Genomic DNA, 23,001 nt, shown 5'->3' with positions numbered 1-23,001 from the left:
TCATTCACCTTCTTTCACTTGAACCGGTTTTTCATACTGATTTTTAAACTCCTTCATCTTGCTTTTGACAGCCGCCGGCGGCTCGACTTTTGGAGCGTCCGGATGCAAAAGCCATGACTTCACGTAGTGTGTATCAGATATTTTAAACATCGGCGGTTCTTGTTCAAAATCGATTTTCATTGCGTAAGGGCTTCTTAATGCAAAGGCATCGCCCTTCGGCGGATTGGTTAAATCAGGCGGAGACCCCGGTATCGCCATTAATTCTTCATCACCGTCGTTGTCAAGGCTCGGCATTGAGGCCAACAGTCCCCATGTATACGGATGCTTCGGATTGTAGAAAATCTCGTCGACCGTACCGATCTCCACAATCTGTCCCGCGTACATGACGGCGACTCTGTCTGCGACGTTCGCAACAACGCCGAGATCGTGTGTAATAAAAATGATGGATGTCTCGATCTTTTTCTGCAGGTCTTTCATCAGCTCTAAAATCTGTGCCTGAATCGTCACATCAAGAGCCGTCGTCGGTTCATCCGCGATTAAAAGCTTCGGATTGGCCGCAAGCGCCATCGCGATCACGACGCGCTGCCGCATCCCGCCGCTGAATTCGTGCGGATACTGGTTGACGCGGCGTTCAGGCATCGGAATTCCGACCAGGCTGAGAAGCTCTACCGCCCGCTTATTGGCCTCTTCCTTTGAGATCTTTTCATGCTTAAACAGCACTTCTGTAATTTGACGGCCGACTTTCATCGTCGGGTTCAAAGAAGTCATCGGATCCTGAAAGATCATGCCGATTTCTTTTCCCCTGATCGACTGCATTTCTTTTTCCGTTTTCGGAACCAGGTCTTGTCCGTCAAATAAAATTTGTCCGTTTTTAAAATAGCCCGGCGGCATCGGAATCAGTTTCATAATCGCCTGTGAAGTGACGCTTTTGCCTGATCCGGATTCTCCGACGATGGCAAGCGTCTCTCCTTTGTCAACATGAAAGTTGACGCCGCGGATCGCCTGTACTTCTCCGGCGTATGTTTTAAAAGAAATGGCTAAATCTTTCACCTCAAGTAAGTGTTTCATCTTTCTCACTCCTTTATTTACGCAGCTTCGGATCTAAAGCGTCGCGCAGTCCGTCGCCGATAACGTTGAATGCAAACATGGTCAGACAGATAAAAGTAGCCGGGAAGAACAGGCGCCACGGGTAATATTCCAATCCCTGCACACCGTCTGTTGCCATCGTTCCCCAGCTTGCAAGCGGCTGCGGAACCCCGAGGCCGAGGTAGCTTAAAAACGCCTCATAGAAAATAGCCGTAGGAACGGTTAATGTCATGGTGACCAAGATCGGGCTCATGATGTTGGGCAGCAGGTGCTTTCTGATGATGCGCGAGTTTTTCGCTCCCAATGTTCTTGAGGCGAGCACAAACTCCTGATTTTTAAGCTGGAGTACTTGTCCCCGGACGATTCTCGCCATGTTGATCCATCCCGTAATAACCATCGCCACGATCATCGTGATCAAGCCTTTTCCCATGACAACGAGCAGCAGGATCGTCATTAATAAGGAAGGAATCGCCCATAAGATATCTGCAATTCTCATCATAATTTCATCCGTACGTCCGCCTCTGATGCCGGAAATCGCACCCCATATCACACCGATCAAAACGTCGATCAGCGCAGCAGCAAGTCCGATTGTCAGCGAGATGCGCGCGCCGACCCATGTACGGACGAATACGTCCCTTCCAAGGTCATCTGTTCCAAACCAGTGCTCACCGCTTGGCGGCTGGTTCGCATTCGTTAAATCTGTTTCTTCATATTGAAAACTTGAGAACACCGGCGCGAAGATAGCCATCAGAGCGATCAGGATCAGAACCACCAGTCCAAACAGCGCCAGCTTGTTTTCTTTAAATCTCAAGAATACGTCTGTCCAAAAAGAAAGGTTTTTCTTTGAGATCTTTTCGGCTTCGCTATGGTCAACAGCTGCAGGTTCAAACATGTCTTTTGGTATTTGCTGCATCCTCTTACTCCCCTTTCTTAGCGCCAAACAGTTTAATGCGCGGATCAATTAAGCCGTATAAAAGATCGACAATCAAGACGCAAAGCAGCAAGATTGCCCCGAAGAAGACGGTAACGCCCATGATCACCGTATAGTCGCGGTTCGTAATACTTGTGACAAAGTGCATGCCGAGTCCCGGTATACCGAAGACTTTTTCGACGACAAACGTTCCTGTCAAAATGGACGCCGCCATAGGTCCCATATATGTAACAACCGGCATGATGGCATTTCGTATCGCATGCTTAAACGTAACGGCTGATGTGCTCAAACCTTTTGCACGCGCCGTGCGGATATAGTCGCTGCTCAACACTTCAAGCATGCTGGAGCGCGTCAAACGGGCGATAAACGCCATCGGCATCGAGGCAACTGCGATTGCAGGAAGCACAGTATGTCCCCATGACTCCCATTGTGCGACTGGGAACATGCCCAGCTTCATTGCCAGCACGTATTGGAGAAGTGCAGCCATGATGAAGTTCGGCACAGAAATCCCGACAACCGCAATGATCATCGCTGTGTAGTCCTGCCACTTGTTTCGCTTCAGCGCGGCGATCACGCCGAACAATACACCGAAAGCGAGAGCAAGGCAAATCGCTTCCAATCCGAGTGTAAAAGAAATCGGAAAACCTGAGCTGATCAAGTCGTTCACAGTTTGTCCCTTATATTTAAATGACGGCCCGAAATCCCACTTTGCTACCGATACTAAATAATCGAGATATTGTTTAAAAAGAGGCTGGTCTAAACCATAGTAGGAATTGAGACTGGCTTCAATTGCAGGGGGAAGTTTCCTCTCGCCTGAAAAGGGTCCGCCCGGTATCGCTCTCATCAGGAAGAAGGTAGCTGTGACGATAACCCAGAGAGAAATTAACATATAAACAAGACGACGGCCTAAAAATTTAATCAATTTTACACACCTCCGAATATTCAGTCTATTAACTTCTTTTCATAAATAAAAGTATATGGGGGGAAAATCTAAGCCCCATATACTTTCATGCAATTTTATTCAAAATACGCGGTTTTGAAATAGATCTCACCGGTACCCGTTAGAACAAAGCCTTTTAAACTTTCATCATGAAGATACGGCATTGTGTAGAAGTAGATCGGTGCGATCGGCAGCTCATCCATGATGATGCTTTCTGCTTCTTTCATCAGCTCGATGCGTTTCGCTGAATCAGATTCTGTTGATGCTTTTTTCAGCAGCTCTTTATATTTCGCGTTTTCCCAGTTCGTATCATTGTTTCCGCCTTCTTTGTCGCGGTATGTTTCAAGGAAGTTCATGCCGTCGTTAAAGTCGGCGGTCCAGCCTAAACGGCCGATTTGATAGTTTCCGGCATGGAGCTTATCGATGTAAACGTTCCATTCTTCATTGCCTAATTCCACATCTACGCCCAGTTCCTTGTTCCACATTTCCTGAACGGCTTGAGCGATTTTTTGGTGGGCTTCATCCGTGTTGAAGGAAAGCGTGATTTTCGGAAGGTCTGTCGCTTTTTTCAAACCGAGCTCTTTCAAGCCTTTTTCCAAGTATTCTTTTGCCTTATCGACATCATGGTCTTTGAAATAGCCTTTATTTGACTCAAAGCCGTGGACTGCCGGCGGCACTAATCCCATCGCAGGCAGCTGTTCCGCTTGCGTGATATTTTTGACGATCGCTTCGCGGTTGATCGCGTATGTCAGAGCTTTACGGATGTTGACATTGTTCAGCGGAGCCGCTTCAGTGTTGAATTTGTACAGGTAAACCGCTGCGAACGGATCAATTTTCAGGCCTTCTTTTTTCAGGCTTGGAATCGCATCAGTCGAAATCTGATCAACTGGCTGTCCTACAAAGTCAAGCTCGCCTTTTTTGTACATGTTCAGGCCCGTGTTCGGATCGTTGACCATCGCCATATTGATTTTCTTCAGCTTAACAGCGTCTTTATCCCAGTACTGGTCGTTTTTCTCCAGCACGATGTTTCCGCCGTGCTTCCATTTCGCCATTTTGAAAGGTCCGTTAGATACGTAGTTCTCGTCTGCGTTTGTGTACCATTTCGCATTCTTCTCGGCTACCTTTTTATTAACTGGCATATATGTGTAGAATGCTGTCAGTTCAGTGAAATACGGTGTCGGTTTTTCAAGCTCGACTTTCAAAGTCTTATCATTAACAGCTTTAACGCCGACATCTTCAATTTTCCCTTTGCCGGTGTTCGCTGCTTCCCCGCCTTTTAAGTAGTAAAGCTGATACGCATATTGCGATTCATTTTTAGGGTCGAGCGCCCATTTCCATGCGTATTCAAAATCCTCTGCTGTTACAGGATCTCCATTTGACCATTTCGCGTCGCGGAGCGTGAATGTGTATGTTTTCTGGTCGTCGCTGACTTCGATTTTTTCGGCTGCCGCTTCAACCGGCTTTCCGTCTTTACCGATTGTCGTCAATCCTTCAAAAGTCTGACGAAGCACGTTTGCAGACACCGAATCGTTTGCGAGTCCCGGATGTAGTGAAAACGGTTCTGTTTTAATGTTGACATTTAAAGTGTCTTTCCCTTTGCTGTCTTTTTTACCGCCGTCACCGGAGCTTGAGCCGAAGCCGCAGGCGCTGAGGACGAGTGTGAAAATGAGCATTAAACTGATAAATGACAAACGCTTCTTCAAAGAGAAACCCCCCCAATTTCTTGTTTTTTTAGTTCCTTACTCCTGAACATTCAGATTTATCATAAAAAAGTAATAGGCCCACTTGCCATACTTTTTCCTCTGTTTCGTCTTTTCTGAATATTTGTTATGTAAGAAACCTGTAACACCGAGGTGAACAAATTCATTATAATTAATAGAATAATTTATTGCAATATTAATTTTCAATTATTTTTTTATTCAAACTATTTATGATTGTCAGGTTTTCTGCCAAATGTACAAATATACTTCTCTGTTTTAAAGCATAACCACATTAAAAGGAAAGTTTATGTTTTACAGGTTAAAACGTTTTACACGTATAACATTAACCATTCTTTATATCGAACCGAACGATGCCGCGCCAACTTTATTCAGCCCGGTATTCGTTTTCTTTTCCCCGAGGTTGTCGACTTTCATTTAAAATTTATATATAATAAAATTATGAATAACATGCGATGAAGAAGAAGAGTACACATTTCTCCCCATTTAAAGAGAGTCCGCGGTGCTGGGAGCGGATAATGGCGAATGTGGAATGGGCTTCGGAGCAGCTGACCGAACACGGGATAAGTAGGCTCAGCCGGAGAAGACTCCGTTACAAACGTCTAGAGCGATTTCATTTTGACCATAATGAAATAATCAGGGTGGCACCACGGTTCATTCGTCCCTTTTTTTAAGGGAAGAGTGGGCCTTTTTATTTTGAAATGAAAAGAGGGATTCACATGAAAAAAACGATTTTTTCCGGTATCCAGCCGAGCGGCTCTGTCACCCTCGGCAACTATATCGGAGCGATGAAGCAGTTTGTCGACTTGCAGGATGACTACAACTGTTACTTCTGCATCGTCGATCAGCATGCGATCACAGTCCCGCAGGACCGGCTCGCACTGAGAAAGAACATCCGGAACCTTGCCGCGCTGTATTTGGCGATCGGCCTCGATCCGAAAAAAGCGACGCTGTTTATCCAATCGGAAGTGCCTGCACACGCCCAAGCGGGATGGATGCTTCAGTGCGTCGCCTACATCGGCGAGCTTGAGCGCATGACGCAGTACAAGGATAAATCAGCCGGAAAAGAAGCCGTCGTCTCCGGGCTTTTGACATATCCTCCATTAATGGCGGCGGATATCCTGCTTTATGGAACAGATGTCGTCCCTGTCGGCGAAGATCAGAAGCAGCATCTTGAATTAACCCGGAATTTGGCGGAGCGTTTCAATAAGAAATACAATGACATCTTCACGGTTCCGGAGGTTAAAATACCGAAAGTCGGCGCCCGCATTATGTCGCTTGCCGACCCGCTCAAAAAAATGAGCAAATCCGATCCGAACCAAAAAGCGTTCATCACCCTGCTCGATGAACCAAAACAGCTCGAGAAAAAAATCAAAAGCGCTGTCACGGATTCCGACGGAATCGTCAAATATGATAAGGAAAACAAGCCCGGTGTATCCAACCTTCTGACGATCTATTCGATTCTCGGACAAGTCTCAATTGAAGAGCTTGAAGCAAAATACGAAGGCAAGGGCTACGGCGAATTTAAATCAGACCTTGCCGAAGTCGTTATCGGCGCGCTGAAGCCGATTCAAGACCGTTACCACGAATTGATCGAATCTGAAGAGCTGGACCGGATTTTGGACGAAGGCGCCGAACGCGCAAATCAAACAGCAAACAAAATGTTGAAAAAAATGGAAAATGCAATGGGGCTCGGCCGAAAAAGACGCTGATCCAAGAACACCTTCTGATTGTTCGATAATCAGAAGGTGTTTTTCATAGAGAACAGCCGTCGCTCCAAATTCACCTGCCTTCGGATCACGATACTCCTATAATAAATGATTCAAAACACATATCCCCAGTCCTTCATTGACCGCTTTGTCAGAAAGACAGCTCACATTTTTTATTTTTCAATATAGGATTTTCGCTTTTACAAATAAAAAGACCGCCGCACTCCCGGCAGTCTTGATTCTTAATTTAGTTGACTTTAGACTCATTCTCAATTTCCCAAAGCTTTTCAAAAAACGGCTGTCCTTTAATCAAATTTTCACAAAAGTCCCTGTGTTTGTCTGACCACCCGTCGATCGTCTCATTGAAAAGCATGTCCCAAATTTCTTCAAATGTCATGCGCTTGATCTGTTCATACATATACGGGTTCCACTCGGTGTACCAATAGGCGATTTCGGCCCGGTTTTGAAGCCCTTTGAGCTGATCGAGCGCCATGAACAGCAGCTGTTTGAGCTGGCGTTCTTTTCTCGTTAATCCTCTGACATGCTCCGGTGATAAAGATAAAATGTGGTATTCTTTGGAAGATTGCAGCTTCTCTGGTGCAAACTCGTAAGTTTCCGCTTCAACGTCCTTCACCATTTCATAAACGAGCTGCTCCTGTCTCGGGATGAGGCGGCTTTTTCTTACCGGTATTGTATAACCGGCCGTATCGACCGCGAGAATACCGATGCCGTCCGTTACAACGAAACAATGATCAAGCTGTGTCCGCTCATGATTTTTGCGAATATATGCTTTTTGATGAACATCGTTTAATAATTCGGCCGGAAGCTCTGACAAATCATTTTCTATGTAGTGAAACAAAACAGACGACACCCTTAACAAAGGCACCTGGTCAAGCAATTCAACACTGTCTTCCTTCCGCCATTCATGAAAGTGGCAGACGTTGTAGCCATTTTCTTCTCCCTCAAACCAATTCACCCACACATCATGAAGAAACAACATTTCTAACCCCTCACTTTTAATAAAAACTGTTGTCCACAGTATAGGCAAGGGAGAAGGAATTTATTCCAAGCAGATGAGATTATGGCAATCGCCATGAAAAAAAGCTGAGGGGCTTACATCCCTCAGCTTTTTATTTAATATTCTTCGGATCAAACGCATTGCGGAGTTCAGACAATGGGCAAAATCATCACGACTGAATGAAGCAATTCCGGCTAAACTCACACATTATTTATTCAACACGTTTGTAAAAAAGCTATATTCTTTAGCGTTTATTCTTTCAGATGAAGGAATTGATCTTAAAGAAGACTGAAATACCCAATAAACAGATACAAACAGCATCGCAATTCCTCCTATAAAGAAAACCTTATCGCTGCCGATCAATGACGCAGTAAATCCTCCCAGCAAAGATCCAAAAGGAGCTGCTATGCTTGTCAAACTTGCGATAAAAGAAAAAACTCTCCCTATAAACTCTTCCGGCAGTACGCTTTGCAAAATGGACATGAAAATGACGTTTGTCACGCCGATGGATACTTGAGACAAACCAAATAAAATTATTGATATGTATGAAGAGGCGGCGATCGCCGAAACACTCCATAAAACCCCTGAAATGAAAAATCCGTATATCGTAAGTGATCCTATCGCGAATCGACCAAACGCTGTTGCGAATATTGAACCTATCAGTAAGCCGCATGACATGGAAGCCAAATAATATCCATAGTACTCTTCTCCTCCTCTAATCGAAGAGAAGCTTGGTAATATCACAATCGTCGCACTAAGCATGAAGTTGGAAATCATCGAGCCCAAGAGGATTTTTGGAATGAGAGAATGACGAATGAGTGTAAATCCCTCTTTTATATCCGTTGTATAATTGTGTAATACTTTTTTGAAGTGGAATCGGGGCTTATGTTCTATCTCACTTTTTTGTTCTAATTTTACACACTTAAAAAACAGCGCCGCTAACAAAAAAGTGAAAGAGTCAACTAAGTATATGCTTATAGCTCCTGCCGAAGCAATCACAATACCTGCAATACCAGTAAATATAATATCTGTACCCTGATATGAAAATGACATCATTGAGTTTGCTTTAACCAGATCTTGACTTTTGATGATTTTAGGCAGTGCGGCAGATTGCGCAGGATAAGTAAATTGCTCAATGAATACGATAAGAGGCATAATCATCATAATGATCCAAATGTTCAAATATCCAACGAAATAAAAAAACGGAATAATCAACACCAGAATAGCTTGAATGAGTTGACTCCAAACCAAAACTTTATTTAATCTGACTTTATCAACAATCGGGCCTGTTAAAAACTGCAAAACAGTTGGGAACATCGTTAAAAAACCAGCTAATCCAGAATAAAATGTACTTTTTGATAAATCAAACACAAGCCACATTGCCGCAACCGTATACATACTGTCCCCAATATTGGTTACCAAACGCCCCAATATCAAGAATAAAAAGTTTTTATTTTTCAATACGCTTAACATCGTTAAAACCTCTATTCATTTAATAAAGCGATTTATTTTGTTGCTACAGCGCCCATTTCTTCATCTAGCAATTCTAAAAGATCTTCAGGAGTTGGAAGCCCTGCTTCAGTTTCATGTTATTCACCTTTATATCTGCACGTGGTCACCTATGGGGATGTTAAAATGAAAATTCTTGGGGAATTTTATGTAAGTGAAACGATCAATAATGCTAAAGGTCTGAGGTGAAATTGATCATTGAGAACAAGGCGAGATACCAAAGATTTTTTTAATAGTTATCTTTGGTACCTCGTTCAGTTAAATTTATGAACAATCGATTTTGTTAAAATATTGTCCCTATGATACACTGCACAATCATTTAATATTCTTCGGATCAAGCGCATCGCGGAGTCCGTCGCCTAAGAAGTTAAAGCACAGCACAGTGAGCAGGATCATCAGGCCCGGGAACAGCGGATACCACCACGCCTGGATCATGATCGTAAAGTTCTGTGCGTCCTGAAGCATATTGCCCCAGCTTGCCATCGGCGGCTGAACCCCGAATCCAAGATAGCTTAATGCCGATTCCGCAAGGATCACGGTACCGACGGAAAGCGTCGCGGCAACGATAATCGGCCCCATCGCATTCGGAAGAATATGAGAAAAAATGATTTTGTAATTTCTTGTGCCGATCGTTTTCGCCGCCAGGACGAACTCCCTCGACCTCAAGGATAAAAATTCACTCCGCACGAGGCGCGCCGTCGTCGTCCATCTCGTTAAGGCGAATATTAAAATCAGTTTATCTACTCCCGGCTGGAAGATGGTGACCAGCGTAATCAACAGAAAGATGTCGGGTATGGATAATACAATATCCACCAGTCTCATCATAATAGCGTCGATTATTCCGCCAAAGTAGCCGGCGATTGCGCCGACCACCGTACCTATCGTAATTGATCCAAGTACAGAGGCAAAGCCGACAAGTAAAGAAACCCGAGCCCCATAAAGTGTACGGCTGAAAATATCTCGGCCAAACTTGTCTGTTCCCATTAGATGTTCACCGCTTGGCGGTTTTAGCTTATTCAACAGGTTTTGCTGTTCCGGCGGGTATGGAGCGATCACCGGAGCAAAAATTGCTGATAGGATAATAATGGATAATACAATGCCTCCGATTACCGCCAGCTTGTTTTTGTAAAACTTTTCAAAAAAGATTTTTGTCATCGTCTCAGGCTTTGGTGCGACATTTTCCTGCAATGTGATCTCCGGCGAAGGTGTCGATGGATTTGGCTGTGTCATGAATCAATTCCCTCCTTCATTAATACTCAATCCGCGGATCGACCATTGCATAAAGAATATCCGCAACTAAATTCCCAATGACAACAAGCGTGGCTGAAATAACCGTCATTGCCATAATGACAGGATAGTCCCTCTGGAAAGCAGAGTCGACAAACAGCTTTCCAAGTCCCGGCCAGCTGAAAATCTGTTCAGTAACGACTGCTCCGCCGATAAAAGAAGGAATCATCAGACCAAAGATCGTTATAACCGGAAGCAAGCCATTCCGAAGCCCATGCTTGTACACGACACGATTTTCTTTAAACCCCTTTGCCCTTGCAGTCCGCATATAGTCTTGTCTAAGCACATCAAGCATACTTGATCTCGTGTAGCGGGTCAGTCCCGCCATATCTGCGGTCGCTAGGACGAATGCAGGCAAAATTAAATGATGAATGCGATCCCATAAACTAAAATCGGCATTAAGAGTCATAACGCCTCCGGTTGGAAACCATCCCAAATTGACGGCAAGAAACATGATCAAAATCAGTCCTAGCCAAAAATTTGGAACGGCAAGACCGATAAATGATGTAAATGTGATGCCATAATCCAATTTAGAATATGGCCGCCTAGCTGAAAGCACTCCAAGCGGGATCGATATGAGGAGAGCCAAAATGGTTGAAACGAGCATTAACAATAACGTATTCGGCAGCCTCGCCATAATCAAATCGGTCACTGGCGTTCCTTTTCTAACGATTGAAGTCCCGAAATCGCCTTGAATCATATTTCCGAGCCACTTTAAATATTGAACGTGTTCAGGTTCATCCAAGCCGTATTTTTCAATGAATTTTTCGCGGTCTCCCGCGCTGATGGTCGGATCCATCATCAATGCCATAGGATCTCCCGGCGCTGCTTTCATAATCGCAAATGACAAAATCGTAATGCCAAATAAAATTGGAATCGACATGAGCGTCCTTCGAATGATATATGTAATCATTTTTTATCCCCTTTTTTAAAAGTCATTAAGAATGAAGGGAAGGAAGCTGCAAGCTACACTTCCCTCAAGGGATTCTTGTTATTTTTGATCCAGCCACCAGTCTTCGGCTTTATAGAAATCTTCTTTCGGATGGAATACGTAACCTTTCATATTTTTTGGCATCGCTCTATGGTAATTCGTATAATACAAGAATGTATACGGCTGATCTTCCGCCAGAATTTCGTAAATATCTTCATACGCCTTTTTATATTCTTCACGGTCCTTCAACGTTTTAGCTTCATCCAGCAGTTTATCAAGCTTTTCATTTTGATACCAAACATAGTTTAGTCCTTTTTCAGCTTCTTTCGAATGGAAAATGTTGCTCTGATCAGGGAACGTAGCAAGGCTCCAGCCCATGATCATCGCATCAAAATCCCAATTCGGCGGGTTCATTTGTTCAATTAAAGCACTCCATTCAACAATCTGCGGTTTTGCTTGAATCCCAATTTCTTTTAATTGCTGCTGAACAACAACCGCGAGGTCTTCCCGTGTTTTGTTTCCTTGGTTCGTTTTAATAACGAAAGAAAACTTTTTGCCGTCCTTATCTAAAATCCCATCACCATCTGAGTCTGTCCATCCTGCTTCTTTGAGCAGTTTTTTTGCTTTCTCTGGATCGTATTCAAACGTTTTAAACTTATCTTTGTTATCCGGGTAGTTCCATGAAAGCGGGCTTTCCGGGATGTTTGCGATTTCCCCGTCTCCATCAAGGACTTGGTCAACGAGCGCCTGGCGGTCAAGCGCATGTGTCAGCGCTTGGCGAACTTTTTTATCTTTAAACAGCTCATTTTTTTGGTTCCAGCCGATATACGTATAATTCAGGCCTAAATCCGTTTCCATCTTTACATTATTAAATTTCTCGGCCGTTTTATAGTCTGGTCCTGGCGTAACGACCAAGTAGTCGACATCACCAGCTTGAAGCTGTGACATCGCTGCATTTGAATCCGGGATAATTTTATACGTGATCGAATCTAAATGAGGACGCCCGGCATAATAATCATCAAAAGCCTCAACCTTTACATATTGTCCTTCTTTCCATTCTTTAAATTTAAACGGACCCGTTCCAATCGGATTCTTTCGATTGAATTCGTGTTCACCGAGTTTGCTGATTGGGACATCTTTTAAAATGTGCTTAGGCAGAATACCGTAACTGGCAAGTGTAACATTGTAAAAATACGGATCCTGCTTCTTTAATTTAAACTGCACTTCATATTTACCTTTTTTCGTGACAGACTCTATCATTTTAAAGTTTGAGCCGCGTTCTCCAACGTATTCATCACTCATCGGAATGCTGTAAGTAAAAACGACATCGTCGGCTGTCATTTCTTCACCGTCGTGAAACTTGACACCTTCTTTTAGCTTCACATCGAATGTTAACCCATCCTCCGATTCCTTTACTTCATCAGCGAGTTGGTTTTCCACTTCAAGTTTCTCATTAACGTCTAACAAAGTGTTGTAGATCAGTCTTTCAATATCTGAACTTGCTGTATCAGTTGAATACAGTGAATTAAACAGCGTCGGTTCACCTGTGGATCCAGCAATCAGATCTCCGCCCTGCTGCGGCTTCCCGTCAGATTTGCCTTCTTTTTCGTCCCCTCCGACTTCGCCGCTGTTACAGGCCGTTAGAAAGATTGATAAGATCAGCAGCAAGCTTAAAATTGAAAATCCTGTTTTGCGTTTGCTCATTTATGAATTCCCCCTTATTAAACTGTTGTCCTTCTTTCCACCCAATTGACCCCCGTTTTTTAAAGAAGACATTCCCCCTCTCAAGGATTTAATATGTGACGGCCTTCCCCTTTATTCGTAAAGGTGGCATGCCACGAAATGGTTTGTTTTCACTTCCTTGAAAGCGGGTTCGGCTTCCGCACAAATCGCTTTTGCGGCCGGACACCTCGTATGAAATACACAGCCTTTCGGAGGATTGGCGGGGCTCGGCAGCTCGCCTTTTAAAACGATTCGCTCCCGCTTTGTTCCGCCTTTCTTCCTAGTGACTGGAACAGCGGACAAAAGCGCCTGCGTGTATGGATGAAGCGGGTTGTCATACAGCTCATGCTTGTCTGTCAGCTCCATCATTTTGCCGAGATACATGACACCGACCCTGTCGCTGATATGGCGGACGACGCTCAAATCATGGGAAATGAACAAATATGTCAGATTGAATTCTTTCTGAAGCTCCTCCATCAGATTGATCACTTGAGCCTGGATCGACACGTCCAATGCAGATACCGGTTCATCAGCGATAATAAGCTCCGGATTTAAGGCGAGCGCCCGTGCGATTCCGATCCGTTGGCGCTGCCCTCCGGAAAATTCGTGGGGATAGCGGTTCGCAAACGACGGGTGTAGCCCTACCTTAGCCAAAAGCTTTTCGGCTTTTTCGTTGCGTTCTTTGAAATTGTACATATGATGCGTGTTGAAGGGTTCTTTGATGATGGAACGCAGCGTTTTTCTCGGGTTCAGTGAGGCAAACGGATCTTGGAAAACCATCTGGATGTTTTTACGGACGCTTTTTCTCAAAGCTTCTTCCGACAAACTTGAAATGTCGCGGCCTTTGTAAAAAATCTGCCCTGCCGTCGGTTTATAAAGGCGGATCATCGTCCGTCCGGCGGTCGACTTTCCGCAGCCCGATTCACCGACAATGCCGAGCGTTTCGCCGCGTTTAAGCGAAAAGCTGATGCCGTCCACCGCTTTGACATCGCCGATTTTTTTCTGAAAAATCCCTGAGCGGATCGGAAAGTACTTTTTGACGTCTTTCAGCTCCAGAAGGGATTCTCGCGGGTTCATTTCCTGTCCGGGCTGTAATTGTTCAGCTGATGAAGTCATCTCTTATTCTCCCTCCTCATATAAAAAACATCTGACAGACCGGCCGTCCGGACGCGTTTTCAAGTCTGGCTGCGCCCCCCAGCATTTGTCGACCGCGCTCGGACACCTCGGAGCAAACCGGCAGCCGGCCGGAAGGTTGTCAGGCGTCGGCACATTTCCTTTAATGGCTGTTAATTTTTCAATGGAGCCTTCAATGACAGGGATGGAGTTTAACAGTCCTTTTGTATAGGGATGCAGGGGTTCGTCGAATAGTTCGTCTACTGTGGCATTTTCAACAACTTGTCCGCAATACATGACGATCACGCGGTCCGCAATTTCGGACACAACGCCGAGATCGTGGGTAATGAGAAGTATGGAGGTATCGAATTTGTCGCATAGGTCTTTCATCAGTTCCAGCACTTGGGCTTGAATGGTGACGTCGAGCGCTGTTGTCGGTTCATCCGCGATGAGCAGCTTCGGATTGCAGCTTAAAGCAATGGCGATCATGACCCTCTGCCTCATACCGCCCGACAGGCGGTGCGGATATTCTTTCATCAGCTCGCCTGCCCTTGAAAAGCCGACAAGATTTAATAATTCTACCGCTTTTTTGGCGGCTTCTTTTTTCGATAGCTTTTTATGATAGATCAGCACCTCTGTGATTTGTTCGCCGATCGTCAAAACCGGATTGAGCGAGGTCATCGGCTCCTGAAAAATCATGGAGATTTCATTTCCGCGGATCTTGCATAAATCTTGTTCCTTGTATGTAACGAGATCCCGTCCTTCGAGCTTGATAGAACCGTTCATAATCTTTCCGCCTGAGCCTTCGACGAGTCCCATGATTGACAGAGACGTGATGCTTTTACCGGATCCCGATTCACCGACCAGCGCCACGGTTTCCCCTTTTTTAATTGAAAAATCGACGCCGTCCACTGCGGGTATCGGCTGCTTTTTCCTGAAAAAATAAGTTTTTAAATCATTGACTTCCAGCAATGCGCTCATCAAGATTCCCCTTCCATAGACCAGAAGTTAAATATCACAAAAAACTAATATATTACTTTTTTAGAATTTTCTTAATATGACTGAATTATCTTAAAATTTTATAGTTGTATATTATTACATAATCATTACAAAAGCAAGGAGTTTTTTGATTTTTTGTAATAATATTAATTTAATCCCATAATTTTAGTATTTTAAAGTGATAGCTTTATAAAGTCTTCTGACGGAAAGACTAAAACATCGGCAACCTTCAAATTTCGAGCCGATAAATATTTTTTTACAATACTGTAACCGACAGCATATCCGAGCATGTCAGGATAATGTCCTTTTCCAAATAAAATATTGGAGAATAGTCGGCCATCGTGTCGGCGCAGCTCGAAATGCGGCTTTACGAACCGGTCCCGGAAATGACGAAGCTGTTTTTCGGAGTAATATGACGTCCATGCGGCTGTTTCGGCTTCCCCCAACCGTTCGAAAACGGCATATTCTGCGAGGCCTTCGAGAATGATTGTATCAAGCAGCGTCATCTTTTTTTCTTCTTTCGGCATATTTTCTAACCGGCAAACGTGATTATATTCGTGCGTCATGATCGCAGAAATCGATGACCGGGGAAGATCGGCCGATAAAAACAAAAATAATTTGTCGCTGAACGCGAGACCTGATTTCGAGCCGAATTCGACGCGGATTTTGCGGTTTCTTTCATCGACCGGCAGGATGAAAATCGGAACATCCGGCCCGTTCCATCTTTTGCAGAGCAGCTGTTCTTCCCGTCTGACATGCTGAAATACGCCGTTTTTCTTAAGCTGCTTCATCGTATGCTCACCGTCCGTCCACGAACGGAACAAGCCGTGGGTCTGCAGGTGGCTGACAATCGCCGCCGCATCCGCTTTTGAAGCGCCTTTAAAGTACGGTATGAGAAAGTTTGACAATTCCTGCACGGATGAAGCCTGTTCAAGCCATTCATACGTGCTTGCTATACTCATTTTAGATCACACTCCTTTTTCATCTGTATGGTATGCACGCTAAAAAAAACGGCTACCATCTAAAATGGCAGCCGTTAATATTGCGGTTATTCATATTTTTTGAAGATCAGCGTTGCGTTGTGTCCGCCGAAACCAAGCGAGTTGCTGAGCACAACATTCACGTCCTGGCGGCGGGCTTGATCCGGTACATAGTCCAGATCGCAATCTTCATCAGGCGTTTCGATATTGATTGTCGGAGGAATGATGCCTTCCTTAATGGCAAGGACGGAGAAAATCGCTTCGATGCCTCCGGCAGCCCCGAGCAAGTGCCCTGTCATCGATTTTGTCGAGCTGACAGCAAGCTTGTAGGCATGCTCTCCGAACACTTCTTTAATGGCGATCGTTTCAAATTTATCATTGTACGGGGTGCTTGTTCCGTGCGCATTGATATAATCAATGTTCTCAGGGGATAGACCCGCATCTTTGATCGCTTCTTTCATGGCTCTGACGCCACCTTCCCCATTTGGCGCAGGAGCGGTGATATGATAGGCGTCTCCCGTTGATCCGTAGCCGACCACTTCCGCGTAGATTGTCGCTCCGCGGTTTAATGCGTGCTCAAGCTCCTCAAGAACGACGATTCCCGCTCCTTCTCCCATGACGAAGCCGTCGCGGTTTTTGTCAAACGGACGGCTTGCCGTTTTCGGATCCGGATTAGTGGAGAGCGCTTTATTGGCCGAAAAGCCGGCAAATGACATTCTTGTAAGCGGGGCTTCCGTTCCTCCGGAGATCATGACATCTGCATCGCCGCGCTGAATAACTTTAAAAGCGTCGCCGATTGAGTTTGTACCCGTCGCGCAAGCCGTCACCGTACAAGAGTTGACCCCTTTTGCACCGAGAGAGATCGAAATCTGGCCGGTCGCCATATCAGGAATCATCATCGGTACAAAGAACGGGCTGACGCGCCGCGGTCCTTTTGTTAAAAATGTTTCGAACTGCTGTTCAAGCGTTTCAAGGCCGCCGATCCCGGAACCGACCCAGACGCCGACCCGGTCTGCGTTGCTCTCGTTAATGTCGAGCCCTGCGTCTTCCACGGCCATTTTCGCCGACACAACGGCATATTGTGTGAAGCGGTCCATTTTTCTCGCTTCTTTTTTATCCATATAATCTTCTATCTTAAAATCTTTCAGTTCTGCGGCTACTTTAGCAGGGTACTCGTCCGCGTTCACCCTTGTAATCGGGCCGACTCCGGAGACCCCGTTGACCGCGTTGTTCCAGCTCGTTTTGACGTCATTACCAAGAGGTGATAAAGCTCCTAATCCGGTAATGACTACTCTTTTACTATTCATAAGTTGCACCTCACCTTTCTTTTAGCGGCCCCAGCGCATGGCGATGGCTCCCCATGTCAAACCTCCGCCGAAGCCGACCATCACAATGACGTCACCGTCTTTTATTTTACCAGCTTCAAGCTCTTCCACAAGAGAAATTGGAATAGAAGCAGCTGATGTGTTTCCGTATTTATGAACCGTTTTAGACATTTTTTCGACTGGAAGCTCCAAACGTTCGCGCGCCGCTTCCATGATCCGGATGTTGGCTTGATGCGGCACTAAAAAGTCGACATCCTCTTTGGATAATCCGGCTTTTTCAATAACATTCACACTGGATTCACCCATTTGACGGACGGCAAACTTGAACACTTCTCTGCCATTCATGATTGTATGATCTTTTTCATCCAAGTACAAGTGTTTTCCGCCTCTGCCGTCTGCACCGAGCTCAAAGGACAGAATTCCTTTATCGTCGCTGACAGGCCCGACAACTGCGGCGCCCGCACCGTCTCCGAACAGAACAGCGGTATTGCGGTCATCCCAGTCCGTAATGCTTGAGAGCTTTTCAACTCCGATGACAAGCACATGCTTATATGTTCCGGCTTCGATAAACTGTTTTCCAGTGACTAAGCCGTACATAAAACCGGCGCACGCTGCGCTGATATCCATCGCACAGGCATTGAATGCACCGAGCTTTTCTTGAATCATGCAGGACACTGTCGGGAATGCCTGATCAGGAGTAACGGTGGCGACGAGAATCATATCAAGATCTTCCGCCTCGATGTTTGCATCTTCCATCGCTCTTCTTGCGGCGGCCACAGCCATATCGGAGGTTTTCTCATCTTCGGCTGCGATTCTTCTTTCTTCTATGCCTGTTCTTGTACGAATCCACTCGTCAGAAGTTTCAACCATTTTTTCCAAGTCGAAATTGGTCAGCACCTTTTCAGGGATGTACCGGCCGATTCCAATAATTCCAGCTTTCATAGGAAAGACTCCTTTATTCATGATTTTTTCCAACTAATGTTATGAGCAATTATTAGTATCTGGTACTAATCCTACCCTATTTTTTTTTAGTTGGCAATATATTCGTCTAATCTAGCAGACCAAAACCTTCATATAATAGTGATATATATGAAAAAGGAGGGAATGAAGAGTGGCGAACGACGATTTTTTCACCAAAATGATGTTTGGCGCAAACGCACCCGGCAGGCATGAAGAAGAGCCGGAGCCGGAGCCGGAGGCGGAAACTGAAACCGCCGAAGGCGCTGAAGTTTCCCAGGAAGCCGATTACATGCACGTGTTGAATCAGGTTGGAGAAATCATGGATTCGATCGATGAGCTGAAGCCTGTGTTTAAAGAAATCGGCTCAATGGTCAGCGCTTTGAAAAATAAGATTTCCATATAAAAAAGCCACTTCTTCTGAAAAGTGGCTTTTTAACCGTTTGCGGGCGTTTAAGTCAGGCGTCTGAACCGGCGTCCGCTTTACCGAGCTCGTAAGCCTCGGCCATCACTTTTGTAAACAGGTTCATGAACGGCTCAAGCATTTCCGGCGAAAGTTCGATTCCCGCTTTCTCCATTTCTGCCTTCGCTTCCGGAACGTATTTCATGGCAATTTGCAAAAATTCCATCGATTTTTCGTGCACTTTGATCACCTCAATGTTCGTTTGGCAGTTTGTTTGTTTTTTTGTATTCGTCAATCAGCCGTTTCATCTCTTCTTGAAATGACGGATCGACAACAGGGCTGAATTTCCCCATCTCGATGACGCCTTCTTGAATGTCAAAGGACCGCTTGCCGCCTTTAAGCGTTCCTTTATTAAACTCGTCGGCGGTGAGTTCATAAGCGTCGTCTACATGCTGTATGGTGCTTGTCAAAACGACATTCTCACCCAATTCCGACTGGTCGCTTACATAGCCGATCGCGTACAGCCCGTCCTTTTTGATTTGTTCAATGACAGGGACATTATACCCGTCTCCGGCCGGATACACAACATCCGCGCCTGCCTTCTTCATTTTTTCATACAGTTTGACGGCATTTTCGCTGTCGTCCCACTGGCCGACGTATTCTGTCATCACCTCAATGTCCGGATCGAGATATTTTGCCCCTTCGGCAAACCCTTCTACTTCAGGCTGCCATTTATATGTTGCGAGGACTCCGATTTTCTTTGTTTTTGACTGATGGGCCGCCGTCATTCCGCCGAAAAACCCCATCGCTTCTCCCTCAAGTGATATGCTTGTCACATTTTGGTGTTCGGCTTTAGAGTTCATTAAAACAAAATGAATATCAGGATAATCTTTGCATATCTCATTAAAGGCTTTTTCGTATTCGCTTCCGTGCCCATAGATCAGATTGACGCCTTTTTTGTGAAAATCTTCTACAGCCATTTTAATAGCCGCGTCATTATCGATTCCTTCTTTATAATAGACATCGACATTGTAGACGGATTGTATTCTTAATAATCCTTTATATCCTTTGGTTCCCCATACTTGATCACTTATCGTATCAGGGACAAGCAAACCGACTTTTTCGATTTTCCCTTTCAGCGGCGATTGTCCGCAGCCGCTTAGCGCCAGGAGAATGAAAAAAATCGCGACAAGCCTGTACACCATGCCATATTCAACTCCCTTTCAAAAAAAACCAGCAATTCAAATCTATCTTTATTGTATCCTTTCAAGTGTAAATTAGGAAGATCTTTCTTATTTTTTGTCGAAAAATGTAGACATTTGTCTGCTCCATTCTTCAATGATCTCATCGGCTTTTTCGTATGGCGTCTTCTTTACAAACTGCAATGCTGAAAAGTCTTTTTGGACAGCACAGGCAGCGGCTTGTGCGGCCGCGTCGTTTACAAAAAGCGCTCCGTCTCTGTTTTGTTTATCCTCTGCCTTGATGTCCCACGGACCGAACAGTTCCGGAAGCACGATCAGTTCAACGCCCTTTTCCTCCATGCTGGCCCGTAAATCCTCTTCGAATTGGTCTTGATAGACAAACAGAATAACAGGCTTGTTTTCAATGCCTGCAGCAAGCGCTTCTTCCGGCACGGAGCCTGTGTATTGGATAAAGACTTGTTCGTATGGGGCTTCAAGCTCTTTTTCAATGAGGCGGAAATTCCGGTTTCTGCCCAGCCACATCAGCCGCTCTTCAAGGTACATCAGCTTTTTTTCATCGCTTGTTTGCTCCAACTTGACATCTATATTTACACCCTCTTCAAGAAGATGTTCACAAAATGAAAGGCCGAAGAACTCATCTGCTCCATATACAAGTGCCGGCTTCATTCGATGGACCACCTTTCGTTTCAGCTTTTTTAGCCAAGCAAAAAACAGCCCTTTTTAGCATTTGCGGGCTGCTATTATTCTATTCTCTATAAGACTTTTTCATGCGTTTTGAAAAAGTTCGCGATTGCTGAATGAATGCGCTGAGGATGTTCAGACAGGTGCAGGGTAAGTCCCACGCTGTGACGGCCTTTAAGCTGGCGCTCCTCAAACGTTTTGGCATGAATCATATACGGATACGGTGAGCCGTTCAGCCTTTGCCAAATATGGACGGGCACGAGATTGTGGTAAGGGGAGATGCTTTTGAACGGATAATCGGCAGCCTCCCGCTCCGAAATTCCGTAGCTTTCGGCAATTTCTTTAATAAACTGTTTGTAGAAAAACTTGTTTTCTTTTTCTCGCTTATGATGAGCCTGAAGATCGAGGCAAGGATTAACCATCGCTGCAGAACGTATTTGTTCCGGGATCGAGCGAAGGAGTTCATCTGCAATGAGCGCGCCTGTGCCTTCCGCCAATAGATGAATTTTTTCATTTAAAATCTCTTGTTTGAACACGTAATGAATCAGCTGCTTGGCGTATGCAACCGCTTTTTCGGAGCCCCAGTGCCTGCCGAATAAATTGCTGTTTACCAGGGTGTAGCCTTTGTTTCTCAGGCCCGTTAGAAGCTGATTCCTCCCGTAATGCTGAAGCCAGAAACTCGAATCTTCCCCGACGAAATGGTTCCGGTCACCGAAAATGAACACCAGAAAACCGTTCGGCCTGTACGGAAGATGAACCACATTCCATTCTGAATCCACTTGAAAAAAACGTTCGGTTATTTTCATCACTTGCCTGCCTCCTTCCTGCCGTAATCTGCTCATTATTTTATGTCGCACGTGCATCAAACGAATAAGGAAAAGTCCCAGTCTTTATGATGAAAAATGAACTTTAATTAAATGCCCTTTCTGGTATTTCTGAAATCAGGGGTGAAAGCCCTGTCTTGTTCACTAAAATGTCTTTTCCAGCCGGCTATGTATATGGTATGATAAGTTTTAGAATTGAATGAGAAGGACGAGGTGGGAAACATGCGATTTGTGGTCGCTTTTTTCTGGACATTTCTTTTGACACAGATGGCCTGCTACATTGTCGGCGCCATGAACGGCGCTGGGTATGACCTTCAAACCAGTGTCATTATGGGCTTTATCATCACCGCAGCCGTTATTGTTCTTGGAGAAATTATGCCTGTTAAACAGGATGCAAGTCAACATTAAAACCCCTGCTTTTAAAAGCGGGGTTTTTTGCTTTTGGCAGACAGCCGTCCGAAAAAACCGACGGCTGTTTTTTAAGGCTTTCTTTTATATGTCCAGAGCCGGTTATGGTTGGAGGTTTCAGGGAAGAACTCGCCGGCGCTCAATTTGATTTGCTGAGGGTTCTGAACCATGCTTCCCGTTTCGCCGATCTCCACATACACTCCATTATTGGGCGCTTTTTGGCCCGGCCGGAATTGACGCTGCTGTCCCATTTGCTTCACTCCCTTTTACCATTAGATTGCCCCGTTCTCTCAAAAAACATGTCGATTTTATCTTTACATCTGTTTGCTTTGTGTAGTTTAATGAGAAAAGCGTTCCGAAAATTGAAACGAATCGCCCGTTCATTCCGTCTTTTAAAAGGGCGTCACAACTTGTGGGAAACGGAGGAGTATCATGGATTTTTTAATGTTGATCAAGTATATCCTTTTAGGGTTGCTTCAGGGATTCACAGAGCCGATCCCTGTTTCGTCAAGCGGCCACTTGGTGCTGGCACAGCACTTTTTGGGCTTGAACATTGAAGGTTTCAGTTTTGAGCTTTTGATGAATGCCGGTTCTTTAATTGCCGTACTGCTCGTTTATAAAAACGATATTTTCAGGCTGGCGGTAAACGGGCTGTCTTATGTCACATCAAAAAATGAAAAAGGAAAAGCGGACTTCAGGTTTATCATCTATCTGATCATTGCCACGATTCCTGCCGGTGTCATCGGCGTTTTATTTGATGATGAGATTTCGGCTTTCTTTAAAGACGGCGTCCGGATCACCGCGGTTACTTTGCTGATCACGGGTCTGGCATTGTTTCTCATTCGAAATTTGCGCGGCCGGAAAAACGACGGCGAAATCAGACTGAGAGACGCCGTGATCATCGGCTTGTCGCAAATGGTTGCACTTATTCCTGGCATCAGCCGTTCGGGAGCGACGATCGTTCCTGCGATGGCGCTCGGCCTCAAATCTGAAACTGCGCTCAGGTTTTCATTTTTGCTGTACATACCGGTCAGCCTTGGCGGAACCATTTTAAGCATGACCGATATTTTTCATGATCCGCGTTTAGGAGAGCTTTTCCTTCCTTATTTGTTTGCGTTCATCGCATCGATTATCGCTACATACTTCTCATTGCGCTGGTTCATGAATATTATGGCGAAAGGAAACTTGGTTTATTTCTCAATTTACTGCTTTGTCATCGGCATCGCCGTTTTGATATTCGCCTAAAAAAACAGCTGAT

General features: G+C 45.0%; 23 protein-coding genes and 1 other annotated feature. Of the genes, 4 read left to right on the top strand and 19 right to left on the bottom strand.

Features of this window, described 5'->3' with window-relative positions; translation table 11 throughout:
* The 4 genes from BTA31_RS07535 to BTA31_RS07520 form a co-directional block, all read right to left on the bottom strand.
* The gene (locus BTA31_RS07535; RefSeq protein ID WP_003180615.1) at positions 1-1,068 is read right to left on the bottom strand and encodes an ABC transporter ATP-binding protein; all 1,068 of its coding nucleotides are present in this window, start codon (positions 1,066-1,068) and stop codon (positions 1-3) included.
* A gap of 13 nt (positions 1,069-1,081) precedes the next feature.
* Positions 1,082-1,999, bottom strand: a complete 918-nt coding sequence (locus BTA31_RS07530) for an ABC transporter permease (RefSeq protein ID WP_003180613.1) — start codon at positions 1,997-1,999, stop codon at positions 1,082-1,084.
* A 4-nt stretch (positions 2,000-2,003) separates the two neighbouring features.
* Positions 2,004-2,939, bottom strand: coding sequence for an ABC transporter permease (locus tag BTA31_RS07525; RefSeq protein ID WP_043925619.1), 936 nt, complete (start codon positions 2,937-2,939; stop codon positions 2,004-2,006).
* Between the two features lie 95 nt (positions 2,940-3,034).
* Positions 3,035-4,660, bottom strand: a complete 1,626-nt coding sequence (locus BTA31_RS07520; protein ID WP_076790489.1) for a peptide ABC transporter substrate-binding protein — start codon at positions 4,658-4,660, stop codon at positions 3,035-3,037.
* 461 nt (positions 4,661-5,121) lie between these two features.
* Positions 5,122-5,344: a binding site (T-box leader), on the top strand.
* A 50-nt stretch (positions 5,345-5,394) separates the two neighbouring features.
* Between BTA31_RS07520 and trpS the strand changes: the two genes are divergently transcribed.
* A complete protein-coding gene (gene trpS, locus BTA31_RS07510) occupies positions 5,395-6,387 on the top strand; it encodes a tryptophan--tRNA ligase (RefSeq protein WP_023856651.1) in 993 nt (330 codons plus the stop codon).
* Positions 6,388-6,631: 244 nt separating this feature from the next.
* Here the strand turns inward: trpS and BTA31_RS07505 are convergent, their stop codons facing one another.
* From BTA31_RS07505 to BTA31_RS07460, 10 genes are all read right to left on the bottom strand, one after another.
* On the bottom strand, positions 6,632-7,384 hold the full coding sequence (locus BTA31_RS07505; protein ID WP_043925616.1) for a YjbA family protein: 753 nt from the start codon (positions 7,382-7,384) through the stop codon (positions 6,632-6,634).
* 225 nt (positions 7,385-7,609) lie between these two features.
* Positions 7,610-8,875, bottom strand: a complete 1,266-nt coding sequence (locus BTA31_RS07500; protein WP_076790487.1) for an MFS transporter — start codon at positions 8,873-8,875, stop codon at positions 7,610-7,612.
* A 351-nt stretch (positions 8,876-9,226) separates the two neighbouring features.
* On the bottom strand, positions 9,227-10,141 hold the full coding sequence (gene opp4C, locus BTA31_RS07495) for an oligopeptide ABC transporter permease (RefSeq protein WP_043925614.1): 915 nt from the start codon (positions 10,139-10,141) through the stop codon (positions 9,227-9,229).
* Between the two features lie 19 nt (positions 10,142-10,160).
* Complete coding sequence (locus BTA31_RS07490; protein WP_043925613.1) at positions 10,161-11,111, bottom strand: ABC transporter permease; 951 nt, start codon at positions 11,109-11,111, stop codon at positions 10,161-10,163.
* A 78-nt stretch (positions 11,112-11,189) separates the two neighbouring features.
* Positions 11,190-12,833 (bottom strand): peptide-binding protein, encoded by a 1,644-nt coding sequence (locus BTA31_RS07485; RefSeq protein ID WP_076790484.1) that lies wholly within the window; start codon positions 12,831-12,833, stop codon positions 11,190-11,192.
* A gap of 111 nt (positions 12,834-12,944) precedes the next feature.
* Positions 12,945-13,928, bottom strand: a complete 984-nt coding sequence (locus BTA31_RS07480; protein ID WP_193427223.1) for an ABC transporter ATP-binding protein — start codon at positions 13,926-13,928, stop codon at positions 12,945-12,947.
* Between the two features lie 42 nt (positions 13,929-13,970).
* Positions 13,971-14,945 carry an ABC transporter ATP-binding protein gene (locus BTA31_RS07475; protein WP_076790480.1) on the bottom strand — a complete coding sequence of 325 codons (975 nt, stop codon included), beginning with the start codon at positions 14,943-14,945 and terminating at the stop codon, positions 13,971-13,973.
* 191 nt (positions 14,946-15,136) lie between these two features.
* Complete coding sequence (locus BTA31_RS07470; protein ID WP_076790478.1) at positions 15,137-15,925, bottom strand: DUF2268 domain-containing putative Zn-dependent protease; 789 nt, start codon at positions 15,923-15,925, stop codon at positions 15,137-15,139.
* 86 nt (positions 15,926-16,011) lie between these two features.
* Positions 16,012-17,250 (bottom strand): beta-ketoacyl-ACP synthase II, encoded by a 1,239-nt coding sequence (gene fabF / locus BTA31_RS07465; protein ID WP_076790476.1) that lies wholly within the window; start codon positions 17,248-17,250, stop codon positions 16,012-16,014.
* A 21-nt stretch (positions 17,251-17,271) separates the two neighbouring features.
* Positions 17,272-18,210: a beta-ketoacyl-ACP synthase III gene (locus BTA31_RS07460; protein WP_076790474.1), complete on the bottom strand. Its 939-nt coding sequence runs from the start codon at positions 18,208-18,210 to the stop codon at positions 17,272-17,274.
* A gap of 169 nt (positions 18,211-18,379) precedes the next feature.
* Here BTA31_RS07460 and BTA31_RS07455 point away from each other — a divergent pair, with 169 nt between their 5' ends.
* Positions 18,380-18,631, top strand: coding sequence for a hypothetical protein (locus tag BTA31_RS07455; RefSeq protein WP_076790472.1), 252 nt, complete (start codon positions 18,380-18,382; stop codon positions 18,629-18,631).
* Positions 18,632-18,683: 52 nt separating this feature from the next.
* On the opposite strand, the gene BTA31_RS07450 is transcribed toward BTA31_RS07455, so the two are convergent.
* The 4 genes from BTA31_RS07450 to BTA31_RS07435 form a co-directional block, all read right to left on the bottom strand.
* Positions 18,684-18,854 carry a ComZ family protein gene (locus BTA31_RS07450; RefSeq protein WP_073426311.1) on the bottom strand — a complete coding sequence of 57 codons (171 nt, stop codon included), beginning with the start codon at positions 18,852-18,854 and terminating at the stop codon, positions 18,684-18,686.
* Between the two features lie 25 nt (positions 18,855-18,879).
* Entirely contained in the window at positions 18,880-19,833 is a 954-nt protein-coding gene (locus BTA31_RS07445; protein WP_044790144.1) for a BMP family ABC transporter substrate-binding protein, read from the bottom strand.
* Positions 19,834-19,920: 87 nt separating this feature from the next.
* Positions 19,921-20,496, bottom strand: a complete 576-nt coding sequence (locus tag BTA31_RS07440; RefSeq protein WP_076790470.1) for a hypothetical protein — start codon at positions 20,494-20,496, stop codon at positions 19,921-19,923.
* An 86-nt stretch (positions 20,497-20,582) separates the two neighbouring features.
* Positions 20,583-21,317 carry a hypothetical protein gene (locus BTA31_RS07435; RefSeq protein WP_076790468.1) on the bottom strand — a complete coding sequence of 245 codons (735 nt, stop codon included), beginning with the start codon at positions 21,315-21,317 and terminating at the stop codon, positions 20,583-20,585.
* Between the two features lie 240 nt (positions 21,318-21,557).
* Here BTA31_RS07435 and BTA31_RS07430 point away from each other — a divergent pair, with 240 nt between their 5' ends.
* On the top strand, positions 21,558-21,743 hold the full coding sequence (locus BTA31_RS07430; RefSeq protein WP_003180576.1) for a YjzD family protein: 186 nt from the start codon (positions 21,558-21,560) through the stop codon (positions 21,741-21,743).
* A gap of 71 nt (positions 21,744-21,814) precedes the next feature.
* Here the strand turns inward: BTA31_RS07430 and BTA31_RS07425 are convergent, their stop codons facing one another.
* On the bottom strand, positions 21,815-21,994 hold the full coding sequence (locus BTA31_RS07425) for a YjzC family protein (protein ID WP_003180573.1): 180 nt from the start codon (positions 21,992-21,994) through the stop codon (positions 21,815-21,817).
* Between the two features lie 181 nt (positions 21,995-22,175).
* On the opposite strand from BTA31_RS07425, the gene BTA31_RS07420 reads away from it, so the two are divergent.
* Positions 22,176-22,988: an undecaprenyl-diphosphate phosphatase gene (locus tag BTA31_RS07420; protein ID WP_076790466.1), complete on the top strand. Its 813-nt coding sequence runs from the start codon at positions 22,176-22,178 to the stop codon at positions 22,986-22,988.
* Positions 22,989-23,001 lie beyond the last annotated feature (13 nt).

The sequence above is a fragment of the Bacillus haynesii genome (genome assembly GCF_001969855.1).
Taxonomy (GTDB): domain Bacteria; phylum Bacillota; class Bacilli; order Bacillales; family Bacillaceae; genus Bacillus; species Bacillus haynesii.
The sequence above is the reverse complement of the archived record's forward strand: the minus strand, read 5'-3'. Positions and strand labels throughout refer to the sequence as shown.

Bases quoted from the DNA above. Each gene is read 5' to 3' on its own strand.
- BTA31_RS07500 (WP_076790487.1), bottom strand. From the start codon at position 8,875: ATGTTAAGCGTATTGAAAAATAAAAACTTTTTATTCTTGATATTGGGG.
- fabF (WP_076790476.1), bottom strand. From the start codon at position 17,250: ATGAATAGTAAAAGAGTAGTCATTACCGGATTAGGAGCTTTATCACCT.
- BTA31_RS07445 (WP_044790144.1), bottom strand. From the start codon at position 19,833: ATGGTGTACAGGCTTGTCGCGATTTTTTTCATTCTCCTGGCGCTAAGC.
- BTA31_RS07535 (WP_003180615.1), bottom strand. From the start codon at position 1,068: ATGAAACACTTACTTGAGGTGAAAGATTTAGCCATTTCTTTTAAAACA.
- BTA31_RS07490 (WP_043925613.1), bottom strand. From the start codon at position 11,111: ATGATTACATATATCATTCGAAGGACGCTCATGTCGATTCCAATTTTA.
- BTA31_RS07450 (WP_073426311.1), bottom strand. From the start codon at position 18,854: ATGGAATTTTTGCAAATTGCCATGAAATACGTTCCGGAAGCGAAGGCA.
- BTA31_RS07530 (WP_003180613.1), bottom strand. From the start codon at position 1,999: ATGCAGCAAATACCAAAAGACATGTTTGAACCTGCAGCTGTTGACCAT.
- BTA31_RS07470 (WP_076790478.1), bottom strand. From the start codon at position 15,925: ATGAGTATAGCAAGCACGTATGAATGGCTTGAACAGGCTTCATCCGTG.
- BTA31_RS07505 (WP_043925616.1), bottom strand. From the start codon at position 7,384: ATGTTGTTTCTTCATGATGTGTGGGTGAATTGGTTTGAGGGAGAAGAA.
- BTA31_RS07440 (WP_076790470.1), bottom strand. From the start codon at position 20,496: ATGAAGCCGGCACTTGTATATGGAGCAGATGAGTTCTTCGGCCTTTCA.
- opp4C (WP_043925614.1), bottom strand. From the start codon at position 10,141: ATGACACAGCCAAATCCATCGACACCTTCGCCGGAGATCACATTGCAG.
- BTA31_RS07430 (WP_003180576.1), top strand. From the start codon at position 21,558: ATGCGATTTGTGGTCGCTTTTTTCTGGACATTTCTTTTGACACAGATG.
- BTA31_RS07480 (WP_193427223.1), bottom strand. From the start codon at position 13,928: ATGAACCCGCGAGAATCCCTTCTGGAGCTGAAAGACGTCAAAAAGTAC.
- BTA31_RS07475 (WP_076790480.1), bottom strand. From the start codon at position 14,945: ATGAGCGCATTGCTGGAAGTCAATGATTTAAAAACTTATTTTTTCAGG.
- BTA31_RS07485 (WP_076790484.1), bottom strand. From the start codon at position 12,833: ATGAGCAAACGCAAAACAGGATTTTCAATTTTAAGCTTGCTGCTGATC.
- trpS (WP_023856651.1), top strand. From the start codon at position 5,395: ATGAAAAAAACGATTTTTTCCGGTATCCAGCCGAGCGGCTCTGTCACC.
- BTA31_RS07425 (WP_003180573.1), bottom strand. From the start codon at position 21,994: ATGGGACAGCAGCGTCAATTCCGGCCGGGCCAAAAAGCGCCCAATAAT.
- BTA31_RS07460 (WP_076790474.1), bottom strand. From the start codon at position 18,210: ATGAAAGCTGGAATTATTGGAATCGGCCGGTACATCCCTGAAAAGGTG.
- BTA31_RS07420 (WP_076790466.1), top strand. From the start codon at position 22,176: ATGGATTTTTTAATGTTGATCAAGTATATCCTTTTAGGGTTGCTTCAG.
- BTA31_RS07435 (WP_076790468.1), bottom strand. From the start codon at position 21,317: ATGAAAATAACCGAACGTTTTTTTCAAGTGGATTCAGAATGGAATGTG.